We start from the raw sequence: 24,099 nt of genomic DNA, 5'->3' as shown, positions 1-24,099 counted from the left end.
TTTTTATCTAAACTCATTTCAATTTAACAATCGTAACCCCGGCTCCGCCACGGTCAGGATGTTCATCCTGCATTCCTTTCACCTGTGAATAGCCTCTCAAATGGTTTCTGACAAGCGTTCGCAGGATTCCGTCGCCTTTGCCGTGGACGATCCGCAGCTCATCGTAACCGAGCATAATTGCATTGTCCATGAATTGGTCTACAAGCCCCAGCGCTTCCTCACCGCGTTTTCCGCGCATATCCAGGTTAAAGCTGAAATTGAGCATACGTTCGTTCAAATCAACTCCTTTTGCAGCGGATTTTATTTTCTTTTCGCCCGTGGCAGCTTTGTAAGTTTTGTTGGAAACCTTTTCCAGGCGGTTCAGCTTGACATTGGATTTCAAATCTCCGATCCGGATCTCAGCATCTTTACCTTTCACAGCCAACACTTCTCCAATGGCAGTCTGGCCTAGAATGCGGACATAACTTCCCGGCACGATCTCTCCGCCTTCTGGTTCGTATACTTCTTCTGCCGGGGCGGTTTCCTTAACTTCTTCAAACGCCAGGTTTTTCTTGCCAAAGGTTTCAAGCTCGTTTCTTACAGATTTCGTTTTCTCCTTCTCTGCTTTATTTTCCTTGATTTCGCGAATCGTATTTTCTATAAGCTGATTAGCGTCTGTCAGCAGATTTTTGGCTTTTTGTTTCGCTTCGTTTACAATCTTCTTTTCATTCGTTTCGAGGCGTTCTTTCAATGCAGTATAGTCCGCCAGCTGCTTGGCAAGCTTTCTTTCCTTGATGCCAATCTCAATGTTCTTCTCTGAAAAGACCCTGCGCTCAATGTCAAGCTCTTTCAGCAGCTTCTCAAAATTGACCTGTTGCTTGCCGAGCTTCTCCTTGGCGCGGTTCACCACAGCTTCCGGCAGACCGATCTTCGAGGCAATTTCAAATGCGAACGAACTTCCAGGCCGGCCGATTTCCAGCTGGTAAAGCGGTTCCAGGTGCTCTCCGTCAAAACGCATTGCGCCATTCACAAGACCCTCCGTTTTGTCGGCTAGTACTTTCAGGTTGGTATAATGCGTGTTAATCACACCATAGGCGCCCGATTTGACCAGGTTTTCCAGGATTGACTCCGCAATTGCTCCACCTAAGCCAGGCTCAGTCCCCGTTCCGAACTCGTCGATGAGAAACAAAGTGCGCCTGTTCGCGGTCGTCAGGAAGTACCGCATATTTGTCAGGTGGGAACTGTACGTACTCAGGTCGTTTTCCAGCGATTGTTCGTCACCAATATCAATGAAAATATTCTGGAAAAATCCCATTGAGGAACCTTCATCAACAGGAACCAGCAAGCCGCATTGAAACATATACTGGATAAGTCCGACCGTTTTTAACGAGACAGACTTACCACCTGCATTCGGCCCCGAAACAATCAGAATGCGCTGTTTTTCACTCAGTTCGATGTTCAGAGGTACCACTTTCTTGCCCTGCTTCTGGAAAGACAAATGCAGCAGCGGGTGACGCGCATTTCGCCAGTCTATAAATTGTCGGTTGGTAAATGGCGGATTAATCGCGCCCATCTCGGCAGCCAGCTTGGCTTTCGCTCGCAGAAAATCCATTAACCCGAGGAATCCGTAGGCTTTTTGCAAATCCGGAACGAACGGCCTGAGCTGACTGGTAAGTTCAAGCAGTATCCGGTTGATCTCGCGCCGCTCTTCATATTCCAGCTCACGTATTTCGTTATTGGATTCAAAAACGTCAGTAGGTTCTATAAAGACGGTTTGCCCGGTAGCAGACTCATCGTGGATAAATCCTTTCAGCTTTCTTTTATGTTCTGCCGCAACAGGAATAACCATTCTTCCATTCCGCACCGTAAGTGAAACATCGTCACCGATCCAGCCGCTGCTTCGGGCCGATTTCAGGATTGTGTCGAGCTTTTTACGAATTCCCGCCTGTTCAGAAATCAGTCGTTTTCTGATACGTGAAAGCTCGCTCGATGCAGAATCACGAATTTGACCGCGGTCGTCGATAATGCGGTCAATGGCGTCGGTGATCGTTTTTTCTACTCTGATAGTTTTGGCGTATTCGCCCAGGATCGGGTAGGAGTCAGGTTCCTGGCTTTCAAAGAATCGAAGACAAAGCTTGATCGTGAGCAAGGAAACTTTCAGATCCGAGAACTCAGCCTGGGTAAGCAACATTCCTTCAATCGCGGCGCGTTTCAGATAAGGCGTCGCATCTATATAGTTTTGAGAAGGGAAATTTTCTCCGATTTCAAGTATGCGCTGCATCTCGGCCGTTTGGCTGACGAGCTTTTCTACCAATGTAAAATTCTCGGAAAACTTGATCTTTTCCACAAAAGCTTGCCCAAGCGGGCTGATACAAGCCTCCTTCAATCGTTCCCGAAGTTTATCAAAACCTAATTTTTGTTCTAGTGTATTGGGGTAAAGCATCTATTTGGCTTTCGGCTTTTTTTAATTAAAGATGTAGGTGGTGTTGCTGGGTACTTCGGCAGTCGGCTTTCGGCAGTCGGCTTTTTTTTAGTTAATGACTTCGGCAGTCACCACCGGCTTTCGGGTTTTTCGTTTATTGCTTGCAAGTTTTAATTCGCGGAGCAAAAGTCTGGTAGCCGACAGCCGACGGCCCCCTTTAAAATATCCCCCTGATTTCCTCCTTCAACACTTTCAATGCATGCGAGGCTGGCTGTACTTCTTTTTCGATTACTTGTGAAAAGATTTTTTTTGCCAGGTCGGAAGGCGGGGCTTCGGCAGGTACTTCGGTGGCTGCCTGGTTGATAACTGCAACCGTCTCATTCATTGCATTGGTGATCTGTTCCCAGGCGTGCGTACTCATATAAAGCTGCTGCGCCACGTTGTGATTGTATTCATCCCTGATCTCCTGCAAAAGGATCTGCTGCAATTCCAGCGCGCTCATTGCGGAAGGTACCAGCCTCAATAACAAATTACTGGGCGTGATACGTTCAAGAAAGAGGCACATACGCTCGTAAGCCTGCAACCGCAAGGGGAGGGTGATCTCAATGTTTTTGCTTCTGATGTTCCATTTCTGTTTTTCAAAGATCTTTTCGGCAACGGTCTTAATCGTCATGTAAATACCGAAGGTAACGATCGCTCCGAGGAGCAAAAAGGCCAGTATAAGCTGATATTCCATATTCAAATGTTAATTTTCGATCCAAAAACGAATTGCAAAATTAGCGGATTGCCAGAATCAGCCGATATTTATTTAGGGTCTCGAATGGAACGGGGACCGCCGCTGTTTAGTTTTTATCCGAACGAGCATCTGCATTCAAATGGAAAGCCCAATTCAACTCACAGCAAACGCTAAGCTGGAAATTAAATCTACACTGGAAGCAAACAAGATTCCTGACACCTACGGGCTGAGGGTAGGACTGCGGGGGGGCGCATGCAGCGGTACTTTTCTGCTTGGATTTGATACGGCGACTGAATTTGACCAAACCTACCTGGTAGAAGGGATTAAGGTAATCATAGACCGTCGCCACCTGATGTACGTCATCGGAGTATCCGTGGATTATGAAGAAGGCGTGAACGGCAGCGGCTATACGGTTTCAGCCGGTGACAAGCAGCCGATGTAAGTAAGTCCTTTATTCCTCTATCGTCACATGCTTCCAGTTTTCCCCGGAACGTATCCTGTTCAGCTGCGTATGCGTAATCCCAAACTGCTTTGCGATCATTTTAAGGCGGTTATTGTCGTTTTTTAGCAGCTTTTTGATGATACGTACCTTGCTTTCCGTCAACTTATAATTTTTGGTTCGTCTTGGGATCACGCGGTTGATAAATGCAGGATTTTCGCGGTTATGCTCAATCATCTCAGCCTTCGTAACCCATTTCAGATTTTCGTAGTAGTTGTTTTGTTTTTCAAAGTCGATATGAATAACAAAATTATGCTCTGCGTCAGGTTTATCTACAAAGTGCTCAGCTACAAGCTTGTGCACGTAACGATTGATTGTTTTTCCTCCCGCAACCCTGATATTCAGCGATCTGTATCCCTGGATAACCGATCCTTTAATGACCACTCCGTCTTTCGGATTGTTCTGAAAACTTTTCAGCCTGCCATAATTAGATACTTCGTAATGAGGAGCGTTTTCGATTTCGTCGAAGATAATTTTAGCCCACTTTTCGTTCCAGAAACTCCGACTTACATTTAACTCATTCATTGTGATAAGGATATATTATTAGGTTTTATAAGGTTGCATTCGAAACCCGCGGTGCTGGCACACTCCGCGCTTTGCTGGAAACATTTTTGCAATCTTTTTCTGTTGCTATAAGTGCTACCCTGCGGTTTACACATTTAGATTCATCAAAAACTAAAAAAATGAAACGTACGCTCATCATCGGCGCTACCGCCAATCCATCCAGATACGCTTATCTGGCTGCCCAAAAACTCAGGAATTACGGTCACCCGATCTTGTTACTCGGACGAAGAAAAGGTGCTGCATTGGGGGAAGAGATACATCTTGAAAAGACAAACTGGAAAGACGTGGACACCGTCACATTGTACATCAACCCGAGCCACCAGCCTGAATATTACGATTATATCCTCTCTTTAAATCCCAAACGCGTCATCTTTAACCCTGGTACTGAGAACCCTGAATTTAAAAACATGTTGTTGGATAAAAATATCATACCAATTGAGGGCTGTACGCTGGTAATGCTATCAATTGGTCAATATTGATTGTACTACCATTTAATTAATGCAGAAGCCCACGTAAACCCGCTTCCAAAAGCAGCCAGACAAATCAGGTCGCCGCTCTTCAATCTGCCTTCCTCCCAGGCTTCGGATAACGCGATGGGAATGGAGGCAGCGGTGGTGTTGCCGAAGCGTTGCAGATTATTTACTACCTGCGATTCGCTCAATCCCAATTGTTGGCGCACATAGTCGCTGATACGGATATTGGCCTGGTGGGGTACCAAAAGATCAAGATCGCTGTGAGTGAGTCCGTTAGCTTCAAGTGCTTCGCCGATTACTTCGCCAAATCGCACGATCGCGTGCTTGAAGACTGCATTTCCATTCATGTAAACATTGAAGCCGCCCTCTTCCAGCATTTCACTGTTCACCGGTCTTCCCGGCCTGCTGCTGCCTGGGTCACGTACATAAAGTTCTTCGGCAAACCGCCCGTCAGCGTGCAGGTGTGTAGATAATATACAATGTTGGGGATCGTCGGTTGCCGATACTACTGCCGCACCTGCGCCATCTCCAAAGATCACTGCGGTATTGCGGCCTGCGGTACTTTTGTCGATCCAGGAAGACTGGATTTCGGATCCTACGACCAATGCATTTTTATACATTCCGGACTTGATAAACTGATCGGCGATCGACAGTGCATATACAAACCCTGAGCATTGTTCACGAATGTCGATCACGGGCTTTCCATCCATTTTTAGCTCGCGCTGCATCAAGAATGCCGAGCCCGGAAAGAAGTAGTCGGGGGTGATTGTTGCGTAAACGATTACATCAATCTCATCCGCGCTCATTCCTGCGCGTTCCAGCGCCTGGCGGGAAGCCGCGGCTGCCATGCTGTAATTCGTGTCTTTGCCGTATTCGAAGTACCGGCGCTCGCGAATGCCGGTACGTTCCTGGATCCATTCATCGGACGTTTCCATCCATTGCGTCAGATCATCATTGGTCACAATGTTTTCGGGAACATAATAACCCAAACCTGTAATGCGCGAGAATTTCATATAGCTATTTTAACAACAGATTGTCAATGATTAGTCAGGCTTTTTGTCCCCGCAGATTTTCTATCACTGATAAACCTATATAAAGTACCAGTATCAATGGAACTGCGAAGAATTTCAATGTAACAAGAAGCACAATTGAAGCAACTATCAAAAGAAATCGTGCCTCGTTTCCTTTCCAGCCGAAATGCTTGAATTTCAAAGCAATCAAAGGCAGTTCCATTACCAGCAGGTACGACATGACCACCGTCAGGATGAGCAAATTGTTGGTGTTTATAATAATATCTTTCCAAAAAGCTCCCTCAAACTGAACGATGAATGGCAGCGAGGCGATCAGCATCGCATTGGCCGGGGTAGGTACGCCTATGAATGCGTCCGACTGCCTCGTGTCGTTATTAAACTTGGCTAGCCTTATTGCTGAGAAGATAGCAATGATAAAAGCGAAATAGGCTTTCCAAATCCCCATCAGATCCGGAATGCTTTGCATGAGCAGTTGATAAACAATAATGGATGGCAGCAGTCCGAAAGTGACCATATCTGCCAGGGAGTCAAGGTCTTTTCCGATTGCGGAGCTTACTTTCAGCATTCTGGCCAGAAAGCCATCGAAAAAATCGAAGATGAGCGCCACTGCTACGAGCAGGCAGGAAATCAGCAGGTTGTTATGAAAAGCTTCTACCACGCCAACGCAGCCACATAGAAGGTTTCCGCAAGTGAGTGCATTGGGTATGTTTCGTCTGATCATAGTTGGTGCCTTTTTTTATCTGAAAAATGGATTGTTCTTTTTCTCAAAACCGACCGTAGTCGGATCCATGTGGCCTGCATAAACAGTATAGTCTTCCGGTAAGGTGAAGATTTTTGTGCGGATACTTTCCAGTAATGTTGCGTGGTTTCCGCCGGGTAGGTCTGTCCTGCCGATACTCAGCCGGAAAAGCACATCGCCGCCGATAACAAAACGATCTTCGTGACTTACGAATGCAATATGGCCCGGCGCGTGGCCTGGCACAAAAACGATTTCCAGGCTGCTGCTCCCGAAACGGAATACTTCTCCCTCTTTAAGATAATTATCCAGTTCAGGTTCGTCGAATCTATGAAAGCCGTAATTCGATGCGTAAGTTTTCACGGCTTTCAGAAGTGGCTCGTCGAGCTGGTGCAGCGAAAAGGGGATGTTGTATTTTCGCTTCAATGCAGCTACACCCAGTACATGGTCGATGTGTGCGTGGGTGTTAATGATATGTACCGGTTTGAGGTTATTTGCTTCTATAAAACCAGCCAGCTCTTCCACTTCTGAGTTTTCGTAGCAACCAGGATCTATGATGACGGACTCGCCGGTTTCATCATAAAGTACATACGTATTTTCGGAAAACGGATTGAATGTAAAATCTTTTACGCGAATCATGAAAGTCAGATTTACTGCATTTGACCAGGGGCGAAGTTACAAAAGACTTTGTAAACAGCCCCGCGGCTTTGGAGTAATAAGACCTAAAAGAAAATGCCACAATGCAAAATGGCTGCATTGTGGCATTTTCTTGGTTGCTTATTTAATCCGGCAATACTTCCTGTAAAGTAGCTCTAATGCGATTGTAGTACAGTCTGGTCGTTCCTTCATAGCCTGAATCCGTTCCAATAAACAGCCAGATCTCGCCCTTTGCATTTGCTTTCACAACAAGCGGTTTGCCTGCATTGGATCTGTCTATGAGCACGTATTCCACTTTATCTTTTCCATTTGCGACATCTCCCAGCAAAACTACATCTTTACCACCCTCGGATTGCTGGCCTTTATCCAGGTTGAACTCATATTCAGTGTCTTTTAAAGTGGTGATCGGCTCTGTACCTGACGCGCCCGCTTTTATATAAACTGAACTCGCAGGCGATCCACCTACTCCAAAGCTTCCACTTGCTGCATTGGTGCCCAGGTTAACGTCGAAAGTAACATCGTAAGATTGTCCAGGAATCAGCCCGATCACCTTTTTCTTCAGGTACATAAAAACATCGTCGCTCCGATTTGTACTTTGAATCATAAAAGCGCGCTGAGAACTATCCAGCCCGGTGGGCAGGGACATTACACCCGCAGCAAAATCTAAAATTGATGTGTCTGTTTTGGTGGAGTAATCCGAGAATTCTGCTGTCCAGCCTTCCGGGCCTGTTTCGAAGTTCGAATCTACGGTAGTGATTGCATTCAAGCCGTTATCATTGCAGGCAGACATCATCAACGTGAAAATTACCCCTGCCGCTGCGATCCATTTTTTCATGGTTTTAAACTGATTTATTGAAAAAGTAAATAATGCATTGTCCTTCCAAGAGGCAAATACGGGCTGCAAGGTTGGAAACAACACTGTTTAAAATGCATTTACTTTATCCGATTGAAAAAATGACAGGTCGCTTGTGCAGGTCAGGTTTGCGCGTTTTCCAATTCCGCACCGGCATTGTTTTCACGAACTCGGTAGCAGCGGTGATATCGGCGGCAATGCTGAGCATTGTATCCGGCTGGCAGGTTTCCAGCAGTGTATCGAGCAACTGATTGTTTCTGAATGGAGTTTCCATAAACAGCTGGGTCTGCTGCCGCTGCCGGCTTTCTCTTTCCAGCGTTTGTATCATTTTTTTGCGCTGTACTTTATCGATCGGCAGGTAGCCGTGAAATGCAAACGATTGGCCGCTCAGGCCGGAGGCCATGATCGCCAGCAGAATGGAAGACGGACCCACCAGCGGAACTACCTGAATGCCGAGCTGATGTGCTATGTTCACCGCAACTGCACCCGGATCAGCAACGCCCGGACAACCGGCTTCGGACAGCACGCCGGCATCCTGCGATAAACCCTTTAGCGCTTCATAGGTTGCTGCTTCCGGCGTATCCTTGTTCAGCTCGATGAATGTAAGCTCGTCAATGACTTTTCCTAGGCGCAGGCTGCTGATGAAACGTCTCGCTGTCCGTACATTTTCCACAAAAAAAATGTCCAGTGCTTTGATAGCCTCAATGACACCGGGACTGAGTACCTGATCTTGTGTACCCTCGGCCAGGACGGTCGGGATCATGAACAGCTTTAATGGTATTTTATGCATTGAAATTGTAGTTACTGCTTATTTCCAACCAATTCGGGGCTATTTGCATCCTTAGGATTGTATAAACTTAATACTATGAAAAGGCTTCTATATATCACATTGTTTCTGAGTGTTCTGATTTCATGCAAAAAAGACAGCATGGATGTCATGAGCTCAGCGGTTGCGAATACAATTGCAGGCAACTGGCGTCTGGCAGAAATTGAGAGGGCTTCCGTCGACAATAAGAATGTCTGGGAAAATGCCTCCGCGTCGCAGGTCGATACCATTAGTTTTCGCAGTGACGGCGTTATCTTACAAGCAAACGGCCTCCCAAGATGCTGTGCACCCAAGTCGCTGATCATTAACGGACAGCTGATGGATATCAAGCCGCAGTCGCCGATCCCTGATAATCCGATCTGCGCGTTGGTCAATTGCGTTTACTGCCCGGTTTGGGAAATCACATTTACGGGCAATGAGCTTATCGTATCTTCCTGTCTCAACCAGCGGAGGAAATACATTAGATAACCTCGTCAAAAAACCGCGTAACTGCCGCAACGAACTCCTGCGGCTTTTCTGCCTGAACCCAGTGGCCTGCGTCTGCGATCGTTTCAAATCTGGCTTCCGGAAACATTTCCTGAATACCCGCAAAATCTCCGTCCTGAATATAATTGGACTTCTCGCCACGGATAAAGAGCACAGGTCCCTGAATGGGTGATTCATATCTGATTTCTTCACCTACATTGGACATATCCGTGGTGAGAAGCGGCAGGTTGAAACGCCACGCGAAGCCTCCTTCATCTTTTCTATACAAGTTTTTGAGTAAAAACTGGCGGACTGCCAGTATCGGCTCGTACTCGCTCAATATCTCGTCTGCCTCGTTCCTGCTTTCGATCTGGTCAACAGGAATTGCATTCAAGCCTTCCAATATCCTGGCATGGTGGATCGGGTAACCTTTTGGGCCGATGTCGACTACCACAAGACCCTCATAAGTGCCGGGGTAGGTCACTGCATATTGCATTACTGTCTTGCCGCCCATTGAATGTCCGATCAGGATCGGGTTCTCCAAACTATGTTCTTCTATAAATTCCTTTAAGTCGGCAGCGAACGTGGGGAAATCCAGCGGGCCTGCGTGTGGCGATCGTCCGTGATTTCTTTGATCGACCAGGTACACACGGTATCCCTGCTCTGCAATTGTCTTACTGATCCCCGACCAATTATCGAGCAAACCGAAAACGCCATGAAGTATAATAACCGGCTTTCCGTGTTCACCTACCTGTTTGAAATTTAGCTGCATGATATGAGTTGAAATGAAAATTTAATAATACGATAATATTGGGTTTTTCTCCTTCGGGAGCAGGGTTCAGAAAAGTTGAGAAATCACTGAAACCGGCAAATAATCGGCTGAATACGGTAATGCTGCTGATTAAGGATTTTTAAGAATTTGTTAAATTCAAAAATATTGAAGTATTGGTACACTATAATGCATTATTTCAATAGATCAATTAGTTACGTATATTAGTATTGCATTTTAGTACGATTAAGCTTTTTGTTTCTAAAATAAAAATCTTATTATTTTGCGGTAAATGATCACTCATCGCTACCGATGATGCCCCCATTTATACAAACCAAATCACCAAATTTTATGAACGGGAAAAGTTTACTTTTCAAGGCAGCGTGTTGTACGCTGGTTACTCTTCTATTAACCATTTTCGGGCCGGATGTTTCTGCCCAGGTAACTTCATCAGCAATCACCGGCCGGGTTACAGATTCTAAAGGCGACGCGCTACCAGGCGCAACCGTCGTGGCGATTCACACGCCTTCGGGAACAAGGTACGGATCAGTTACCAATGATCAGGGCTTGTACACGATTCCGGCAGTTCGGGTAGGCGGGCCTTACTCAGTGACTGTTTCGTTCGTTGGTTTCAATGACAAATCTCAGGAAAATATCTACGCAAACCTGGGAACATCCGCAAATGTTAACTTCGATTTGCAGGACGGATCTACTGACCTGAGCGAAGTAGTTGTAACAGGTGCAGGAAGCGACATTTTCAGCTCAGACCGTACAGGTGCGGCAACCACCTTTAATAAAGGATTGCTCGGAAGCCTGCCAACGCTGGGTAGAACGCTGAACGACATTACGAAATACAATGCTTACAGCAACGGTCGTTCATTCGGCGGCCAGGACAGCCGTTATAACAACTTCACGATTGACGGTTCTGTTTTCAACAACGGTTTCGGCTTGGGTAGCGAAGCGGCAGCAGGTGGCCGGACAGGTTCAACGGCGATCTCTCTGGACGCGATTGAAGAAGTTCAGATCAACATTGCACCTTACGATGTACGTCAGTCAGGTTTTGCGGGAGCTGGTATCAATGCAGTGACGCGTTCAGGTACCAATGAATTATCGGGTTCTGTTTTTCACTTTTTCAAAAACAAAAGCCTGGCGGGAGACAGACCAGACGGTAACAAAATCAAGGTTAATGAATTCAATGAGAAGACAACCGGGTTTCGTTTGGGTGGACCGATCATTAAAAACAAGCTTTTCTTTTTTGTTAATGGTGAATTCGTAAAACGTTCAAGCCCTGCATTGGATTTCGTGCTGAACCGCGGCCAAACAGGAAGCAACGTATCCCGCACAACTGCGGCTGACCTCGAAGATCTGGGTGCTTTCATGAGAGAGAAGTTCCAGTATGATATCGGCGCGATCGACGGTTTTAACAACGAGAACAAGAGTAACAAATTCCTGGGCCGCATTGATTACAACATCAGCGACGCGCATAAACTAACATTACGTTACTCTCACCACGACTCTGATTCTGATGTACTGATCAGCCAGAGCAGCAGCAGTAACACAGCGGGTTTTGGGAACCGTACCAACTCACTTTCAGCGATTTCTCCTCAGAATACAGGATATATCATTCAGGATAACACCCGCTCCTTCGTAGCAGAATTGAACTCGAACTTTGGTGGTAAGTTTGCCAATACATTCATCGGTACCTTCAACAAGCAGATCGAAGACCGTAAATACAAGGCGCCAATCTTCCCGACAGTTGAAATCCAGAAAGACGGATCAACTTATACCACAATCGGTTCTGATCCATTTACGCCAAATAACAAGCTGGATTACTCTACGCTTAATATTACGGATAACCTGACGTATTTTGCCGGAAAACATACACTGACTGCCGGTGCTTCTTACGAGTATTTCAAATCAAACAACCTGTTCTTCCCGACTTCAAACGGAGTTTACGTTTTCAGATCGATCCAGGATTTCAAAAATGCAGCGAATGCATACCTGGCTAATCCAAACCTGACAGTTGCGCCGGACACATTGGTTCGTTTCAACTATCGTTACTCATTGCTTCCGGGCGGTGCGGCACCTTGGCAGGAGTTCAAGACTCAGACAATCAGTCTTTACTTACAAGATGAATACCAGGTGACGCCTAATTTCAAGCTCACTGCCGGTCTTCGTGGCGACTATATCACGATCCCAAACACTTCGAAACAATATTATAATGCAGAAGTTGCTGGTATAGAATTCAAAGATCCTGCTGGCGCACCTTATAATGTAAATACAGGTAATGTTCCAAAAGCACGCATTTACTTGTCGCCTCGCATCGGTTTCAACTGGGATGTGAAAGGAAACCGCACGACACAGGTTCGCGGTGGAACGGGGTTGTTCTTGTCGAGAATCCCTTACGTTTTGATCTCAAACCAGTTGGGTAACAATGGGGTGAACTCAGCAACGATTGCGGGGAACAATACGACCGCATATCCGTTCACATTAGATCCTTCTCGTTACAACCCTACAACATCGGCTCCATTGCGCGGCTATCAGGTAAATGCATCGGATGAAAACCTGAAATTCCCACAAATTTGGAAAAGCAACATTGGTATTGATCAGCAAATAGGCTGGGGTGTAGTAGCAACTGTTGAAGGTATTTTCAACAAAAACTATAATGCATTGCGCTACATTGACGTAAACTTGAAGGCGCCAACTGCTGAATTTGCAGGTCCTGATACCCGTGATCGCTTTGCCGGATCGGGTCTTAGCGGAAGCGCAGCAACAGTTGCTCGTTCTGTTTCAGATAAGGTTGCCAACGTTTACGTTTTGACTAACACAAACAAGGGCTACTCTTACTCCATCACTGGTAAACTTGAAAAAGCGGCAACCCGCGGCTTCGGTGGAATGATCGGTTATACTTACGGACAAGCAAGAGACGTAGCGTCTGTATCAAGTACAGTTGAAGGAAACGTTCCTGGTGTAAATGGCCTGAACTACCTGGATCTTGCATGGTCTGGAAACGATTTGCGTCACCGTTTTGTGGGTTACATAACATACCGTAAAGAATATGGCGGCAAGTTTGGCGGAGCAACCATGTTTACCTTGGGTGGTGTTTCCAACAGCGGAACCAAAATTTCATACGTCAGCTCTACGGATTTGAATGGCGACGGTCAGAATAATAATGACCTGCTTTATATACCAAACAGCGCATCTGAAATCACTTTTGCTACGCTAAATACGCCGGTGAATGGTAAGACGTACACATTTACGCCAGAGCAGCAAGCAGAAGCTTTCCAGAAATTCGTTGACAATCACCCATATCTGTCAAAGAGAAAAGGACAATACACAGAGCGTAATGGTGGTGCTTATCCCTGGTTGACAAGATTTGACTTCACAGTAGAGCAGGATTTCTTCGTGAAAGTGGGTGCGAAAAACAAAAAGAACATCATTCGTCTGCGTGCTGACATTTTCAATGTAGGTAACCTGATCAACAACAAATGGGGCGTAGGAAACCAGGTGACTGTTTCTTCAAACAGCACACAGTCTAACCCGCTTAACTTCGCAAGCGTATCTGCACAAGGAGTTCCTTCTTACAGAATGGGAACGCAGATCGTGAATGGAGAGCCGGTACTGGTTCGTGATGCATTTGTAAAGTCTCAAACGATCAACGACGTTTGGCAGGCACAGATTGGTATCCGTTATATCTTTAACTAAGCAGAAAGCTGCTGGTTAGTAAGAGAGCCCGGTCACATTTGGCCGGGCTCTCTGCATTTAATCTTTTTTGTAAAAAATACTTTGTACCAGAATCGGATTGTCGGTACAGATAATGTCCGGCCCGCCGCTTTCCCAAAGCTTCTGGTACATCGGTCGCGAGGCGCTTGCCTGCAGGGTATCTATATTTCCATTGGTACCCAGCGAGGATACCACATTGAGGTTATGAATTTTGTCGTAAAAAGGTTTATCCTGCAACTCACGCGGGGTTAATGCAACCAGCTTTTCCATCGGCAAGCCTGATTTGGTAACTGCTTCAATGTGATCATTACTGTTAAACCCAACAGCCAGCATCAAATCCGGTGCGAGCTGGTGTGCCAATCTGGCTTCCGCAAGCGAGTAGCAGATCAGTACAGATTTGTTTGCATTGCCTGTTGCTTTCAGCATTTCAATGGTCTTGGTAATGCTGGTTTCCGGCTTTTTATCAACAATGAGGATCAGGTTTTTGTCTTTGCTCCAATCGAGTACGTGTTGTAGCGTAGGTATACCATGTTCGGTAATTGAACCGTAGCTGTCTTTCAATTTCAGTTTACTTACTTCCTTCCATTTCTTCTTGTTAAGTAGCCCTTTTCCATTGGTGCGAGTTTCAAGCTCGTTATCGTGCGAGATTACCAGCAGACTGTCGGCAGTCATTCTCACGTCGAATTCGAGCAAAACGCAGGGGACCTGCTTGTAGGTTCTATCAAACGTGGCCATACTATTCCCCGGAAAACCATCTTCCGTGCCACCCTGGTGCGCCATAATCATGGGCGTAGTGCGGCCGGACGGTTTCAGATAGCTTTGCAGCGAGTTAGGTGCGTCGAATTTGCATTCTCCTGTTTGTGCATTGCTATACGTCGGAATGGCGGCTAGCAGCAAGGCAATTCCGTTTTTGATCGTTGAGTTCATGAGCTTGGAAGTTTAGTCCGGTACCTTGTCTTTGTTCAAAATCGATTCCATTCCTGCGCGGTAACCTTCTATAACCAATCTGGAAATATCGTCCGAGGTAAAATGTTGTAAGTCGAGGAATAATGGCGTAAGAGGACGGATCACAGTGAGCTTTATTTGCTTTCCGCGCAATATGGAACGGTCCACATACGATTCTGCCCAAAGAATATTGCTGTTAACAATCTGATTGACAGTAATGTCGCGCACGCGTTCAATTAATGTGATCAGGTTTCGGGTATTGATCCCCTCGGGCTGGTATAGCAGAGGTGAATGGCAGGCTATGAGTACAATTTCCGTCGCGCCGTCTTCGATAGCCTGCCGGATCGGAGCAACTTCACGCATTCCGCCGTCGAGATAAAGTTGCTGCTCAATTTCCACGGCAGGCATCAACATGGGAATGGAAGAACTCGCAAACACGAACTCGACGTAATGCGGATCGGCTGTTGAAACATACCTGATCTCGCCGGTACTGACGTTCACAGCACCTACTTTGACCTTAACCGGGGTATTTGCCAGATATTCGTTGTTGAGGTGCTTGCGGATCAGGCTATGCAGCGGTGCCGGGTCGACGATCCCGTCAAACCGGCTCATCAATGTGTTCATTCCCAGCATGACGCGCGAGCGCAGCATGGATATATCCTGGGGCTGCGTGATGTTCTTGATCCAGAATTCGAGCAGGCGACGGCCGGCAGCCTGCCAGTTTACCGCGTTCTTTTCAGTAAGCTGCTTACCTGCCTCATTGGCCAGAAAGGTGGTATTCAATGCGCCGACCGAAATACCGTAAATCATTTCAGGTTCAAAACCATTTTCCAAAACTGCCTGGATCACGCCAACCTGAAAAGCGCCCTTCATAGATCCGCCTCCAAGGACGAGTGCTTTCATTTATTTAATGATTGAATGAATGAATGATTGAATGATTGAATGAGCCGCCGTGGTACGGTGAATGATTGAATTAGTGAATGAATTGCGAATGAGTGAATGAGTGAATGGTTGAGTGGCTTGAAATTCTAAACTCTATAAACTTATTCCTTATTCCTTCCTCCTTCCTCCCTTTCCTCCTTCCTCCCCCCCTTCCCCAATTCTAAACATTTTCAATATTAAATTGATATAAACAGAAGATTTTATTCCAAATTTGAAGATTAGTGTTCAGGAACATATTTGCTGTTCATCGGATCGGGATCTTGGCCTGGACAACCTCTTAATATCCAGAGGGACGCGGTCCCTTTTACATGCGTATGACCCTTTCAATAAAGGAAATCCAAGTGCCTATTGCAGACGAAATGAAGGCTTTTGAGCAGAAGTTTCGTCAATTCATGAAAAGCGATGTAATGCTGCTTGACCAGATCATGAACTATATTGTAAGGCGTAAAGGCAAGCAATTACGTCCGATGTTCGTCTTTCTTTCCGCTGGGGTCTGCGGCGATATTTCAGAGTCAACATACAGGGGCGGGGCTTTGATAGAGCTATTACATACCGCCACACTCGTGCACGACGATGTCGTGGATGATTCCAATTACCGTCGCGGCTTTTTCTCCGTCAATGCATTGTGGAAGAACAAGATTGCTGTGTTGGTAGGAGATTACCTGCTTTCCCGTGGACTGCTTTTGTCAGTTGATCACGGCGAATTTGATATACTAAAAATCGTTTCTACTGCGGTTCGCGAACTGAGTGAAGGGGAGTTGCTTCAAATTGAAAAGGCCCGCCGGCTCGACATTGATGAAGAAGTATACTACCAGATCATTCGTCAGAAAACAGCCTCATTAATTGCTTCATGCTGCGCGGTAGGAGCCAGCTCGGTAGGAGCCACGGAAGAAATTGTGAAGCGAATGCATGCATTTGGCGAGAAGGTGGGAATGGCATTTCAGATTAAAGACGACCTTTTTGACTACGGGGAGGAGGAAATCGGAAAGCCGCTTGGCATTGATATCAAAGAGAAAAAAATGACGCTGCCACTGATTTATGCACTCAATAAAGCCTCCTGGCTGGAAAAAAGAAGGGTGATCAATATCATTAAGAATGAGAGCCACAAACCCAAAAAAGTGAGCGAAGTAATTGCTTTCGTAAAAGACTCAGGCGGCCTTGGTTACGCGCAGCAAGTGATGCAGCGTTACGTTGAAGAAGCGAGGGCACTTCTATACGAATTTTCTGAGTCACCACACAGACATTCCCTGGAACAACTCGTTCAATTCACCATAGAAAGAAGTAAGTAGCTATGATCTTGTAGTTATAGATTTCATTGCAGCTTTTGAAGGAAATATGTAAGTAACTATTATAATATGACTAAACTTTTAGTTATGTTAGCACTTCCATAAAACCTTAATGTCATGAAAGCTATATTTTCTGCATTGATCTGCTTGTGCATGCAATCTGCTTATGCACAAATGAAGGTAGTATCTTCAAAAAATCTTGAAAAAGAAGGTATCGACAACATCAACCTGGCCAATGGTTACGAACGCGGTGAACTGTCTTTGACAAAGGAGGTCATGAGAAAGACAAGCCTGATCATCGAATCTTCATTTCCTGAAAATCCCAATCCCGGAATCTCTGTATTTACCCAAATTTACATTAACGAAGCAGGAAGCCCGGATTACGTCATTTTCGACATTCGCACGGGAGATGGATATAACAAGGATTCGCTCGACGGACACGCCAGATATGCTTTTATGACCGGATTTGACGGCTGGAAAGTCTCTAAACCAGGGAAGAAATTCTCCGTTGTTGCCTTTAGGACGATTGGAAAACAGCCCGTTGTGCGGGAGGTCAGGCAGGGCGATAGTTCGGTGGTTGATCTGAAAACGGCGCTTGTTTTCCAAGATACCTTGAAGGTTAAAAGGCTTTATCTTAATCAGCTGGAGTTGAAGAAATTGCCGGATGTTATTTATCGGTTCCCCAATTTGGAAGAACTGTATGCGGGTGATAATGAGCTGCAAACTTTGAATATAAATATGAAGCGGCTTCCAAAACTCAGGCAGCTGCATTTACAGAATAACCATTTGACCAACAGCGGATTCAATCTTTCACCAAACAAATCACTACGATTGCTGAACCTGAAAGAGAACAAACTTACTGACATTCCAAACCCGATCCGCAAATCCAAAAAGTTGGCAATACTGTGGCTGGGAGGAAATGAGCTTACCGCATTATCAAATAAGAGTTTTCGTAAGTTAAAGCAGGTGCAAGACCTGAATTTTTACAAATCGGACATTGCGCTTTTACCAAAGGGAATAAAAAAGATGAAGAAGCTGCAAGTGCTGGACCTTTATTACAACAAGCTTGAAATGCTGCCAGCCTCCATTACCAAGCTCAAAAAGCTTACACATCTTGCTATTTCCTATAACCAGATCAAAGTTTTGCCTGAACGAATCGACAAACTGAGGCGCATTCATACATTATATACGCACCATAATCGACTAAGTAAGCTTCCTGCAAACATTACCAAAATGCAAAACCTGAAAATACTAGATTTAGGGTTTAACTGGTTCACAAATTTTCCCCCGGAACTGACGGCATTCTTGAACTTGCAGGAACTCGATTTATCGTCGAACAACTTCCCAGAATTCCCCGAGCAGCTTCTGCAAATAAGGCAGCTTGAAAAACTTTATCTCCGCGGTAATCCGTTCGTCAAAGAGGATGCTGAAATAAAATACAGCAGGCAGCTTGGTCAGCTGAAAAGCAAAAACATCGAAGTGTTTTATTGAATTACAAATTCCACCAGTAAGTAAACTTCAACACAACAGCTCTGTTTTTAACGCGGAAGTTTTCGGGTAAATAATTATCGGTGTAAACAATGAACAAGTCAGATGCAGGCTTGTACCGCCATTGCAGACGTGCATTCAGGTTGATATTGTCAGCCTGATTGTTGTACTGCATAAAAGTGGTAAAGAACAGCCGGTTCGTGAAGGTAACATCTACACGTGGTCCTACGAGCCAGAGCTGGGTACGGTTCCAAGGCTCCGGAAGCCGGATATCGTTATAGTTCCCGGCCATTGTAATAGCTACATAAGGTTGGAAACGGTAACCCAGTTCTGCGCGGAGATTGTTTCTATGGCCATTTTGGTAATAACCGCCGAAAATTCCGGACGCGAGATAGGTAAAGCGGTTCTGCGGACCAGAGACAATGTCGAAGCCAGCTGCCTTCCAGCTGTGAGTGCTGCCCGTTTCCAGCGTGAAGCCGCCCAGGTTGGTAGGATCAAACGGACGCAGCAGGCGAATGTTATAGCTTCCGCCCCACAATGCAATCGTAGCCCGGTTGATGAAATTGACATTATAAGAAAGTGTAAATTCCTTGTCGCTGACGTTGAATTCTTTATCCCAATACACATTACTTACCAGCTTTGGTCCGTGGCTTATGATCTTTGGATTTTTTATAAAAAACAGATAACCGACATTGGGGCTGATCTTGTAATAGCCCATTCGCGTCGCATTAGGCACATAGCCGACTTCTGCATTGAAGTTCTTGCCCACATACTCGTGCTGCCATTGCCAGAAGAAGTTTGCACGATTGAATCTGAGGTCAGCAGCATGGGTGAAATCATCACCTGATTTGCCGGGAGTAAAAGATTTCAGCACCATTACCTTACCTGTCCAGAGGTTTTTCGCGCTGGCCAGGTTGAACTCGGCGCCGACGTTGCGGTTATACCGGTTGGTTCCTACATGTTGCTCGGCTACGTAGTTGGTTGCGTCCTTATTGACAAAAATGAAACGCACATTGGAGCGGGCGAGTACCTGTCGCTGTAATGCGAGAACAGCGTAATTGTTTCTCGGAGTGAGCGTATCATTCGACCCGGTCTGCACATCCAGCAAGCCCACGCGCCAGTTCTTATTGATCTTCCCGCTTACTCTTGCACCAAATTGGATCGGTACTCCCAAACCGATGCGCCGCGAGAAAAAAGGGCGAATGGTAGCGTACCCGAAGTTGGCGAAAAGATCGGCGTTTTCCAGAAAGAACTGTCGACGCTCCGGAAAGAAGAGCTCAAACCTGTCCAGGTTTGTTTGCTGTACATCCACATCCACCTGCGAAAAGTCCGGATTGACGGTCAGGTCCAGGTTCATGGAAGGAGTAAGTCCCACTTTTATGTCGCCGCCTATGGCCGGCTTGTAGTTCGGGTGCGCGTCGGTCTGGTAGTTTTTGGTCATCCGGGTGGCTGCGTAGGGGATAAGCGATACGTTTGGTCCCGGATTTGGCGGCGGAGTATCCCACACAAGAACGCCCGTGTATGCCAATGAAGCAGACGGGAATTGACGGGGTACAGGCGCCCATGCCGATTTTTCTGAGATAGTCAGGTCCTGGCGGCTGAAATTGATCCCCCAGCGGGTGATACCCGGCTTGTAACGAATGCTTTTGAATGGAATAGCGGCTTCCCAGACCCATTTATCGTCCTCATTTTTAACTGCACTCACCCATTTATTATCCCAGCTCAGATCCACCGTCCCTCCGTCACCCTGCTGTCCGTCCCAAGGTGCCCCGGCTGCATTTGCCCCGAAAGAAAACCCGTTGGTCTTGTCGTCGAATGTATCCATGAAAAGGAGGAAGTTATCGTTTTTTCCAAACGAGAAATCCCTTTTCAGTGACTCAACAATAATAGAACCGAGAACGGGCTTGTGGTTCACAACGAGAATGTACAGGTTTTTCCTGTCGTAGCAGAGCTTTACGTCGGTTTGCGCCCGTGAAAAGCTCGTGTCCATGGGCGTGATCATGAAGAAATCCCGCGCCGTTTCGGCAGCGCCCCAGGCTATATCATCTGCAACACCGTCGATTACGAGCTCCGAAGTGGCTGCATGAATGTGATACTGGTAATTTTCATTGGGTTTCTGAGCAATTGTTCCTGAAATGATTAGACAGAAAAAAAGGCAGGTTAGGATAGAAGTACGTTGCACTTGTCGGGGTTAAGGAATTAGGAAGATGGAGCCGGATGCATTAGTTTCTGAACCACTTAGCATCTGCGTAAAAGGTGCCAAAAGGAACAATCGAAGAGAGAAAAGATAAAAACGACTTTTTAAATGACCAGCTTCTTTCTATCGCTACCTGGATGAGCAAAATCACAAAAAGAACGAAAAGCACACCATGCGCTGTACCCACGTGACGAACCGCCATCGGCATGCCCGCGAAATATTTCAAAGGCATCGCAATGCCGAGTAAAACCAGGTAAGATATACCCTCTAAAAAAGCCACGATGCGAAGGCGGCCCAATGCAGATTTGATGAGGTCGGAAACCATATTGAAATTCAGATTAGAAGAAAACAGATCAGGATATAAATATACATACTGAACGGTTTTGAATCCTGAACTTTTGTGCGGACAAGTACAAAAAAAGAGGGTTCAGCTGTGGCCAAACCCTCTTTCCGGTATATGCAGTGCAATTTACACCGCTGCTACTTTTTTCGCTTTCGCCTTCGGAAGTCCGGCAGGGGCGTTTTCCTTATTTCTCATTTTTACAAAATCCTTGAAACGGCGTACGGTAGCCATAATGAAGCCGATAACAAGAACAAATGTACCCAGCCAGAGAATGTTGATCAGCGGCTTCTCAGTTGCTTTCATTACAATGAAATCACGCTGCGTCGTATTTACACCAAAAGTAAACTGGCCTGTTTGCGGATTGATTTCCTGAAACTGAATCCGTAAACCCAGATCGTTGCTCGTTTCCGGTTTGCGGGCCACCATTCTGTCGCGGATGACGAATGAAGGTGTAATTACAAATTCTTTGTCTTTATCCAGGATGCGGACAATCGCCTTAACAGCAGCATCGCCAGCGCCCAGGGTAACACCTTCCACTTCTTCCGTCCGTACTACATTGTCCAGGACAGCGACGTAATCATTGACAAAAAACGTATCACGCAGGTTAACGGTGAAGTTCTCAGTTTGGCTCCAAACCGGCTCAGCAGTCGGGTTGGTGACCATGGAAACGTAGGTGTAAAGGTCTTTATCCACCTTCCGCTGAATGTCCGGAGAGGAAACAATGCCTCCCATTCTCGGATTGATCTGAACGCGCGGGAACAATGTGAAGATCCGGCCTGATGGTTCGCGGTATTCGATTTCGTAGTAGAAGTTTTCAGGGAAAATCTCGATAGTATCTCCCTTCGTATTGTATTTTTTGCCGTCTACTACAATATCGCGCAAGGCCACCGCATGGAAATCGCCTTCTACGATATCAACCCAGCTTTTGGGGATATAACCAGGAATATGACGCGGTTCTACGCGTACGTCGCGCCAGGTAAGCATATAGTCGCCCATTTTCTCGGCTTTGTTGAGCCAGAGCGTAATGTTCTCTTTGTTCTCTTTGTTATCGTTGCTCGTAAATTCCTCACTGCGGGAGATCATCAAGCCCGAATTGTTGATCGAAACAACTTTGGTATAAGCCGACGAAAACAGGATTCCGATCAGCATCAATGCAACTCCGATATGCGTGATTGCGCCACCTGACAAGTTGTAGTTGCCGCGAATGATGTTAAGCAGGATCGTTCCATTTGCAACGATCGCGAAGATGGCGGTTGTAAGCAGTACGATGTACTGGATATCACTCACACCTTTTACCGTAATCACCGCCGCACTGATCAGCAACGAAATAAGAAGCGGGTTATAGAGTGCCTGCAAATTGCCTTTGCCTGTGCGTTTCCACCAGAAGAACTGACCAATACCAGTCAATACGATGATGAGCGAGAAGAACCAAAGCTGGAATTTATTGTAATGCGCGATCTGATCGGCTGGCAATGCCATGTTCAATACCGTTCCAAATGCTTCCGCTATCTTGTTGTAAACCGGAATGGATGTTGTTGCCAGAATCTGAAAGCCGGATAGACATAGCAGGGTAGCTCCGATAAAAATCCAGAATTCCTGAGAGTAGGTGGAAACTTCTTCTTCATCGCTCGGCAACGATTTCCAGCGGTAAACCAGCAAGCCAATCGCTACGATCGTGAATGTCAGAAGGTAGATCAGCAACTGTCCCGACAAGCCAAGATCTGTAAATGAGTGAACAGAAGCATTACCCAAAACGCCGCTTCTCGTCATGAAAGTAGAGTACAGGATCAGAATGAATGTCGCAATGGTAAGAATGAAAGAAGTCTTCAATGCAGTTGCATTCCTTCGTGCGATAATCATCGTGTGAACTGCCGCTACAAGTACCAGCCAGGGCACGATAGACGAGTTTTCAACAGGGTCCCAGTTCCAGTAGCTTCCAAAGTTGAGTGTTTCATAAGCCCAGTAAGCGCCCATTAAAATACCGACCCCAAGGATCAGGGAAGAGAAAAGTGCCCATGGTAAAGCAGGACGAACCCATTCCTGAATTTTCTTGCTCCAAAGTCCGGCGATTGCAAATGAAAACGGGATCAGCGTAGAAGCGAAGCCGAGGAAGAGGGTAGGAGGGTGGATCACCATCCAATAGTTTTGTAAAAGCGGGTTCAGACCGTTACCGTCTTTTGGAATGAAATTCGGATCCATTTTATAAACAGGAAGATCCGGCATTACTTCTTTCAATAACAAAAACGGAGTAGAACCGATTTTCAGGTCCAGCCCAGGAATAACTACGCCTAAGATCATCGACGTAAGGAATGCTTGTACCAATGCAAAAACCGTCATCACAGGAGCTTCCCATGAGCGGTTTGAGAAGATCAGAATGCAGCCTAAAACCACATTCCAGAATATCCAGAGCAAGAAGCTACCTTCCTGATCCTGCCAGAAGCTGGAAATCGTGTAACCAGTTGGCAGTGAAAGCGAGGAGTTTTTCCAGGCGTAATGGTATTCGAAATAGTGGTTACCGATAATCCAGTAGAGTGAAAATACCACGCCGATTACCGCAGCCATGTGGACGAAGAACACAACTCTTGCAAAACGCTTCCAGGTAAGCGTGTCTTCCAGCGAAGCCGCCTGCATCCCGGATTTGAAATAGGCGAATGTTGCAACAAGGGCTGTTACAAAAGCAATAATAACCAGCAGGTGCCCTGCACTTCCTATGGTACTGTGAATCATGATTGTACTGCGGTATGTTCAGTGGTTTCCATCTTTCCGTTCTCGTATTTGGACGGACATTTCATCAGTATTTTCTCAGCTGAGAATGTACCGTCTTTCATTTTTCCAACCACAACAACCTGCTCCGATTTGTCGAAGTCCTGAGGTTTTGAATTTTTGTAGATTACCTTTTGCTCTACATTGTTGTTGTCGACCAATGTAAAAACGAAATAGTTAGGGTCGATTTCGGGCTGGTACTCCATTTCAACGATCCTGCCGCCATTGTCCTTTTTTAGTTTTCCAACAACGTGGATACTCTCTTCGTCACCATCCTGGGCCATTTCTCTGGCTTTGGTAAAATCGACATATGTACTTGCGTCTCCGGCAGTTGAGACGATAATTCCTATTGCAACTGCAATAATGATAAGGCCGAATATCTGGATCTTTTTCACGGGATAA

Annotated in this window: 21 protein-coding genes; 6 read left to right on the top strand and 15 right to left on the bottom strand. The window is 46.0% G+C overall.

The features are described from left to right. Window positions 1-13: 13 nt before the first annotated feature. Both Q369_RS0100750 and Q369_RS0100745 read right to left on the bottom strand, forming a co-directional pair. On the bottom strand, window positions 14-2,422 hold the full coding sequence (locus tag Q369_RS0100750) for an endonuclease MutS2 (RefSeq protein ID WP_031525631.1): 2,409 nt from the start codon (window positions 2,420-2,422) through the stop codon (window positions 14-16). Window positions 2,423-2,618: 196 nt separating this feature from the next. Continuing rightward, window positions 2,619-3,137: a DUF7935 family protein gene (locus tag Q369_RS0100745; protein WP_031525629.1), complete on the bottom strand. Its 519-nt coding sequence runs from the start codon at window positions 3,135-3,137 to the stop codon at window positions 2,619-2,621. 139 nt (window positions 3,138-3,276) lie between these two features. Between Q369_RS0100745 and Q369_RS0100740 the strand changes: the two genes are divergently transcribed. Next, complete coding sequence (locus Q369_RS0100740; protein WP_031525627.1) at window positions 3,277-3,579, top strand: HesB/IscA family protein; 303 nt, start codon at window positions 3,277-3,279, stop codon at window positions 3,577-3,579. A 9-nt stretch (window positions 3,580-3,588) separates the two neighbouring features. Here the strand turns inward: Q369_RS0100740 and Q369_RS0100735 are convergent, their stop codons facing one another. Beyond that, entirely contained in the window at window positions 3,589-4,161 is a 573-nt protein-coding gene (locus tag Q369_RS0100735) for an NUMOD4 domain-containing protein (RefSeq protein WP_031525625.1), read from the bottom strand. 158 nt (window positions 4,162-4,319) lie between these two features. On the opposite strand from Q369_RS0100735, the gene Q369_RS0100730 reads away from it, so the two are divergent. Beyond that, window positions 4,320-4,679 (top strand): CoA-binding protein, encoded by a 360-nt coding sequence (locus Q369_RS0100730; protein ID WP_031525623.1) that lies wholly within the window; start codon window positions 4,320-4,322, stop codon window positions 4,677-4,679. A 5-nt stretch (window positions 4,680-4,684) separates the two neighbouring features. Here Q369_RS0100730 and Q369_RS0100725 read toward each other — a convergent pair whose 3' ends face one another. The 5 genes from Q369_RS0100725 to Q369_RS0100705 all read right to left on the bottom strand — a co-directional run bounded on the left by Q369_RS0100725 (window position 4,685) and on the right by Q369_RS0100705 (window position 8,740). After that, the gene (locus Q369_RS0100725; protein ID WP_031525621.1) at window positions 4,685-5,686 is read right to left on the bottom strand and encodes a 3-oxoacyl-ACP synthase III family protein; all 1,002 of its coding nucleotides are present in this window, start codon (window positions 5,684-5,686) and stop codon (window positions 4,685-4,687) included. 34 nt (window positions 5,687-5,720) lie between these two features. Then, window positions 5,721-6,425 carry a CDP-diacylglycerol--serine O-phosphatidyltransferase gene (gene pssA, locus Q369_RS0100720; protein ID WP_031525619.1) on the bottom strand — a complete coding sequence of 235 codons (705 nt, stop codon included), beginning with the start codon at window positions 6,423-6,425 and terminating at the stop codon, window positions 5,721-5,723. 15 nt (window positions 6,426-6,440) lie between these two features. Beyond that, window positions 6,441-7,079, bottom strand: coding sequence for an MBL fold metallo-hydrolase (locus tag Q369_RS0100715; RefSeq protein WP_031525618.1), 639 nt, complete (start codon window positions 7,077-7,079; stop codon window positions 6,441-6,443). Window positions 7,080-7,221: 142 nt separating this feature from the next. Continuing rightward, window positions 7,222-7,932 carry a hypothetical protein gene (locus tag Q369_RS0100710; protein WP_031525617.1) on the bottom strand — a complete coding sequence of 237 codons (711 nt, stop codon included), beginning with the start codon at window positions 7,930-7,932 and terminating at the stop codon, window positions 7,222-7,224. 103 nt (window positions 7,933-8,035) lie between these two features. Next, the gene (locus Q369_RS0100705; RefSeq protein ID WP_031525616.1) at window positions 8,036-8,740 is read right to left on the bottom strand and encodes an SAM-dependent methyltransferase; all 705 of its coding nucleotides are present in this window, start codon (window positions 8,738-8,740) and stop codon (window positions 8,036-8,038) included. 75 nt (window positions 8,741-8,815) lie between these two features. Here Q369_RS0100705 and Q369_RS0100700 point away from each other — a divergent pair, with 75 nt between their 5' ends. Further along, a complete protein-coding gene (locus Q369_RS0100700) occupies window positions 8,816-9,244 on the top strand; it encodes a hypothetical protein (RefSeq protein ID WP_031525614.1) in 429 nt (142 codons plus the stop codon). On the opposite strand, the gene Q369_RS0100695 is transcribed toward Q369_RS0100700, so the two are convergent. Then, complete coding sequence (locus Q369_RS0100695) at window positions 9,237-10,013, bottom strand: alpha/beta fold hydrolase (protein ID WP_031525612.1); 777 nt, start codon at window positions 10,011-10,013, stop codon at window positions 9,237-9,239. The genes Q369_RS0100700 and Q369_RS0100695 overlap by 8 nt on opposite strands. Before the next feature lie 348 nt (window positions 10,014-10,361). Between Q369_RS0100695 and Q369_RS0100685 the strand changes: the two genes are divergently transcribed. After that, window positions 10,362-13,715, top strand: coding sequence for a TonB-dependent receptor (locus Q369_RS0100685; protein WP_031525610.1), 3,354 nt, complete (start codon window positions 10,362-10,364; stop codon window positions 13,713-13,715). Between the two features lie 57 nt (window positions 13,716-13,772). Here Q369_RS0100685 and Q369_RS0100680 read toward each other — a convergent pair whose 3' ends face one another. Both Q369_RS0100680 and Q369_RS0100675 read right to left on the bottom strand, forming a co-directional pair. Next, on the bottom strand, window positions 13,773-14,660 hold the full coding sequence (locus Q369_RS0100680; protein ID WP_031525608.1) for a glycerophosphodiester phosphodiesterase family protein: 888 nt from the start codon (window positions 14,658-14,660) through the stop codon (window positions 13,773-13,775). A gap of 12 nt (window positions 14,661-14,672) precedes the next feature. After that, the gene (locus Q369_RS0100675; RefSeq protein WP_031525606.1) at window positions 14,673-15,581 is read right to left on the bottom strand and encodes a patatin-like phospholipase family protein; all 909 of its coding nucleotides are present in this window, start codon (window positions 15,579-15,581) and stop codon (window positions 14,673-14,675) included. Between the two features lie 353 nt (window positions 15,582-15,934). Here Q369_RS0100675 and Q369_RS0100670 point away from each other — a divergent pair, with 353 nt between their 5' ends. Further along, window positions 15,935-16,909: a polyprenyl synthetase family protein gene (locus tag Q369_RS0100670; protein ID WP_031525604.1), complete on the top strand. Its 975-nt coding sequence runs from the start codon at window positions 15,935-15,937 to the stop codon at window positions 16,907-16,909. 114 nt (window positions 16,910-17,023) lie between these two features. Next, the gene (locus Q369_RS0100665; protein WP_031525602.1) at window positions 17,024-18,397 is read left to right on the top strand and encodes a leucine-rich repeat domain-containing protein; all 1,374 of its coding nucleotides are present in this window, start codon (window positions 17,024-17,026) and stop codon (window positions 18,395-18,397) included. A gap of 1 nt (window position 18,398) precedes the next feature. On the opposite strand, the gene Q369_RS0100660 is transcribed toward Q369_RS0100665, so the two are convergent. The 4 genes from Q369_RS0100660 to Q369_RS0100645 all read right to left on the bottom strand — a co-directional run bounded on the left by Q369_RS0100660 (window position 18,399) and on the right by Q369_RS0100645 (window position 24,092). Further along, complete coding sequence (locus tag Q369_RS0100660) at window positions 18,399-20,576, bottom strand: DUF5916 domain-containing protein (protein ID WP_031525600.1); 2,178 nt, start codon at window positions 20,574-20,576, stop codon at window positions 18,399-18,401. Between the two features lie 40 nt (window positions 20,577-20,616). Beyond that, window positions 20,617-20,916, bottom strand: a complete 300-nt coding sequence (locus tag Q369_RS0100655) for a DUF3817 domain-containing protein (RefSeq protein WP_031525598.1) — start codon at window positions 20,914-20,916, stop codon at window positions 20,617-20,619. 144 nt (window positions 20,917-21,060) lie between these two features. Beyond that, entirely contained in the window at window positions 21,061-23,661 is a 2,601-nt protein-coding gene (gene ccsA / locus Q369_RS0100650) for a cytochrome c biogenesis protein CcsA (protein WP_051663856.1), read from the bottom strand. Continuing rightward, window positions 23,658-24,092, bottom strand: a complete 435-nt coding sequence (locus Q369_RS0100645) for a cytochrome c maturation protein CcmE domain-containing protein (RefSeq protein WP_031525595.1) — start codon at window positions 24,090-24,092, stop codon at window positions 23,658-23,660. The genes ccsA and Q369_RS0100645 overlap by 4 nt, the downstream gene beginning before the upstream one ends. Between the last annotated feature and the right edge of the window lie 7 nt (window positions 24,093-24,099).

It is taken from the genome of Dyadobacter crusticola DSM 16708 (genome assembly GCF_000701505.1).
Classification (GTDB): Bacteria; Bacteroidota; Bacteroidia; order Cytophagales; family Spirosomataceae; genus Dyadobacter; species Dyadobacter crusticola.
This window is presented reverse-complemented; position numbering and strand designations above follow the sequence as displayed.

Coding starts and splice junctions, on each gene's coding strand:
- Q369_RS0100730 (WP_031525623.1), top strand. CDS start 4,320: ATGAAACGTACGCTCATCATCGGCGCTACCGCCAATCCATCCAGATAC.
- Q369_RS0100705 (WP_031525616.1), bottom strand. CDS start 8,740: ATGCATAAAATACCATTAAAGCTGTTCATGATCCCGACCGTCCTGGCC.
- Q369_RS0100700 (WP_031525614.1), top strand. CDS start 8,816: ATGAAAAGGCTTCTATATATCACATTGTTTCTGAGTGTTCTGATTTCA.
- Q369_RS0100715 (WP_031525618.1), bottom strand. CDS start 7,079: ATGATTCGCGTAAAAGATTTTACATTCAATCCGTTTTCCGAAAATACG.
- Q369_RS0100710 (WP_031525617.1), bottom strand. CDS start 7,932: ATGAAAAAATGGATCGCAGCGGCAGGGGTAATTTTCACGTTGATGATG.
- pssA (WP_031525619.1), bottom strand. CDS start 6,425: ATGATCAGACGAAACATACCCAATGCACTCACTTGCGGAAACCTTCTA.
- Q369_RS0100685 (WP_031525610.1), top strand. CDS start 10,362: ATGAACGGGAAAAGTTTACTTTTCAAGGCAGCGTGTTGTACGCTGGTT.
- ccsA (WP_051663856.1), bottom strand. CDS start 23,661: ATGATTCACAGTACCATAGGAAGTGCAGGGCACCTGCTGGTTATTATT.
- Q369_RS0100675 (WP_031525606.1), bottom strand. CDS start 15,581: ATGAAAGCACTCGTCCTTGGAGGCGGATCTATGAAGGGCGCTTTTCAG.
- Q369_RS0100665 (WP_031525602.1), top strand. CDS start 17,024: ATGAAAGCTATATTTTCTGCATTGATCTGCTTGTGCATGCAATCTGCT.
- Q369_RS0100750 (WP_031525631.1), bottom strand. CDS start 2,422: ATGCTTTACCCCAATACACTAGAACAAAAATTAGGTTTTGATAAACTT.
- Q369_RS0100680 (WP_031525608.1), bottom strand. CDS start 14,660: ATGAACTCAACGATCAAAAACGGAATTGCCTTGCTGCTAGCCGCCATT.
- Q369_RS0100655 (WP_031525598.1), bottom strand. CDS start 20,916: ATGGTTTCCGACCTCATCAAATCTGCATTGGGCCGCCTTCGCATCGTG.
- Q369_RS0100740 (WP_031525627.1), top strand. CDS start 3,277: ATGGAAAGCCCAATTCAACTCACAGCAAACGCTAAGCTGGAAATTAAA.
- Q369_RS0100695 (WP_031525612.1), bottom strand. CDS start 10,013: ATGCAGCTAAATTTCAAACAGGTAGGTGAACACGGAAAGCCGGTTATT.
- Q369_RS0100670 (WP_031525604.1), top strand. CDS start 15,935: ATGACCCTTTCAATAAAGGAAATCCAAGTGCCTATTGCAGACGAAATG.
- Q369_RS0100735 (WP_031525625.1), bottom strand. CDS start 4,161: ATGAATGAGTTAAATGTAAGTCGGAGTTTCTGGAACGAAAAGTGGGCT.
- Q369_RS0100745 (WP_031525629.1), bottom strand. CDS start 3,137: ATGGAATATCAGCTTATACTGGCCTTTTTGCTCCTCGGAGCGATCGTT.
- Q369_RS0100725 (WP_031525621.1), bottom strand. CDS start 5,686: ATGAAATTCTCGCGCATTACAGGTTTGGGTTATTATGTTCCCGAAAAC.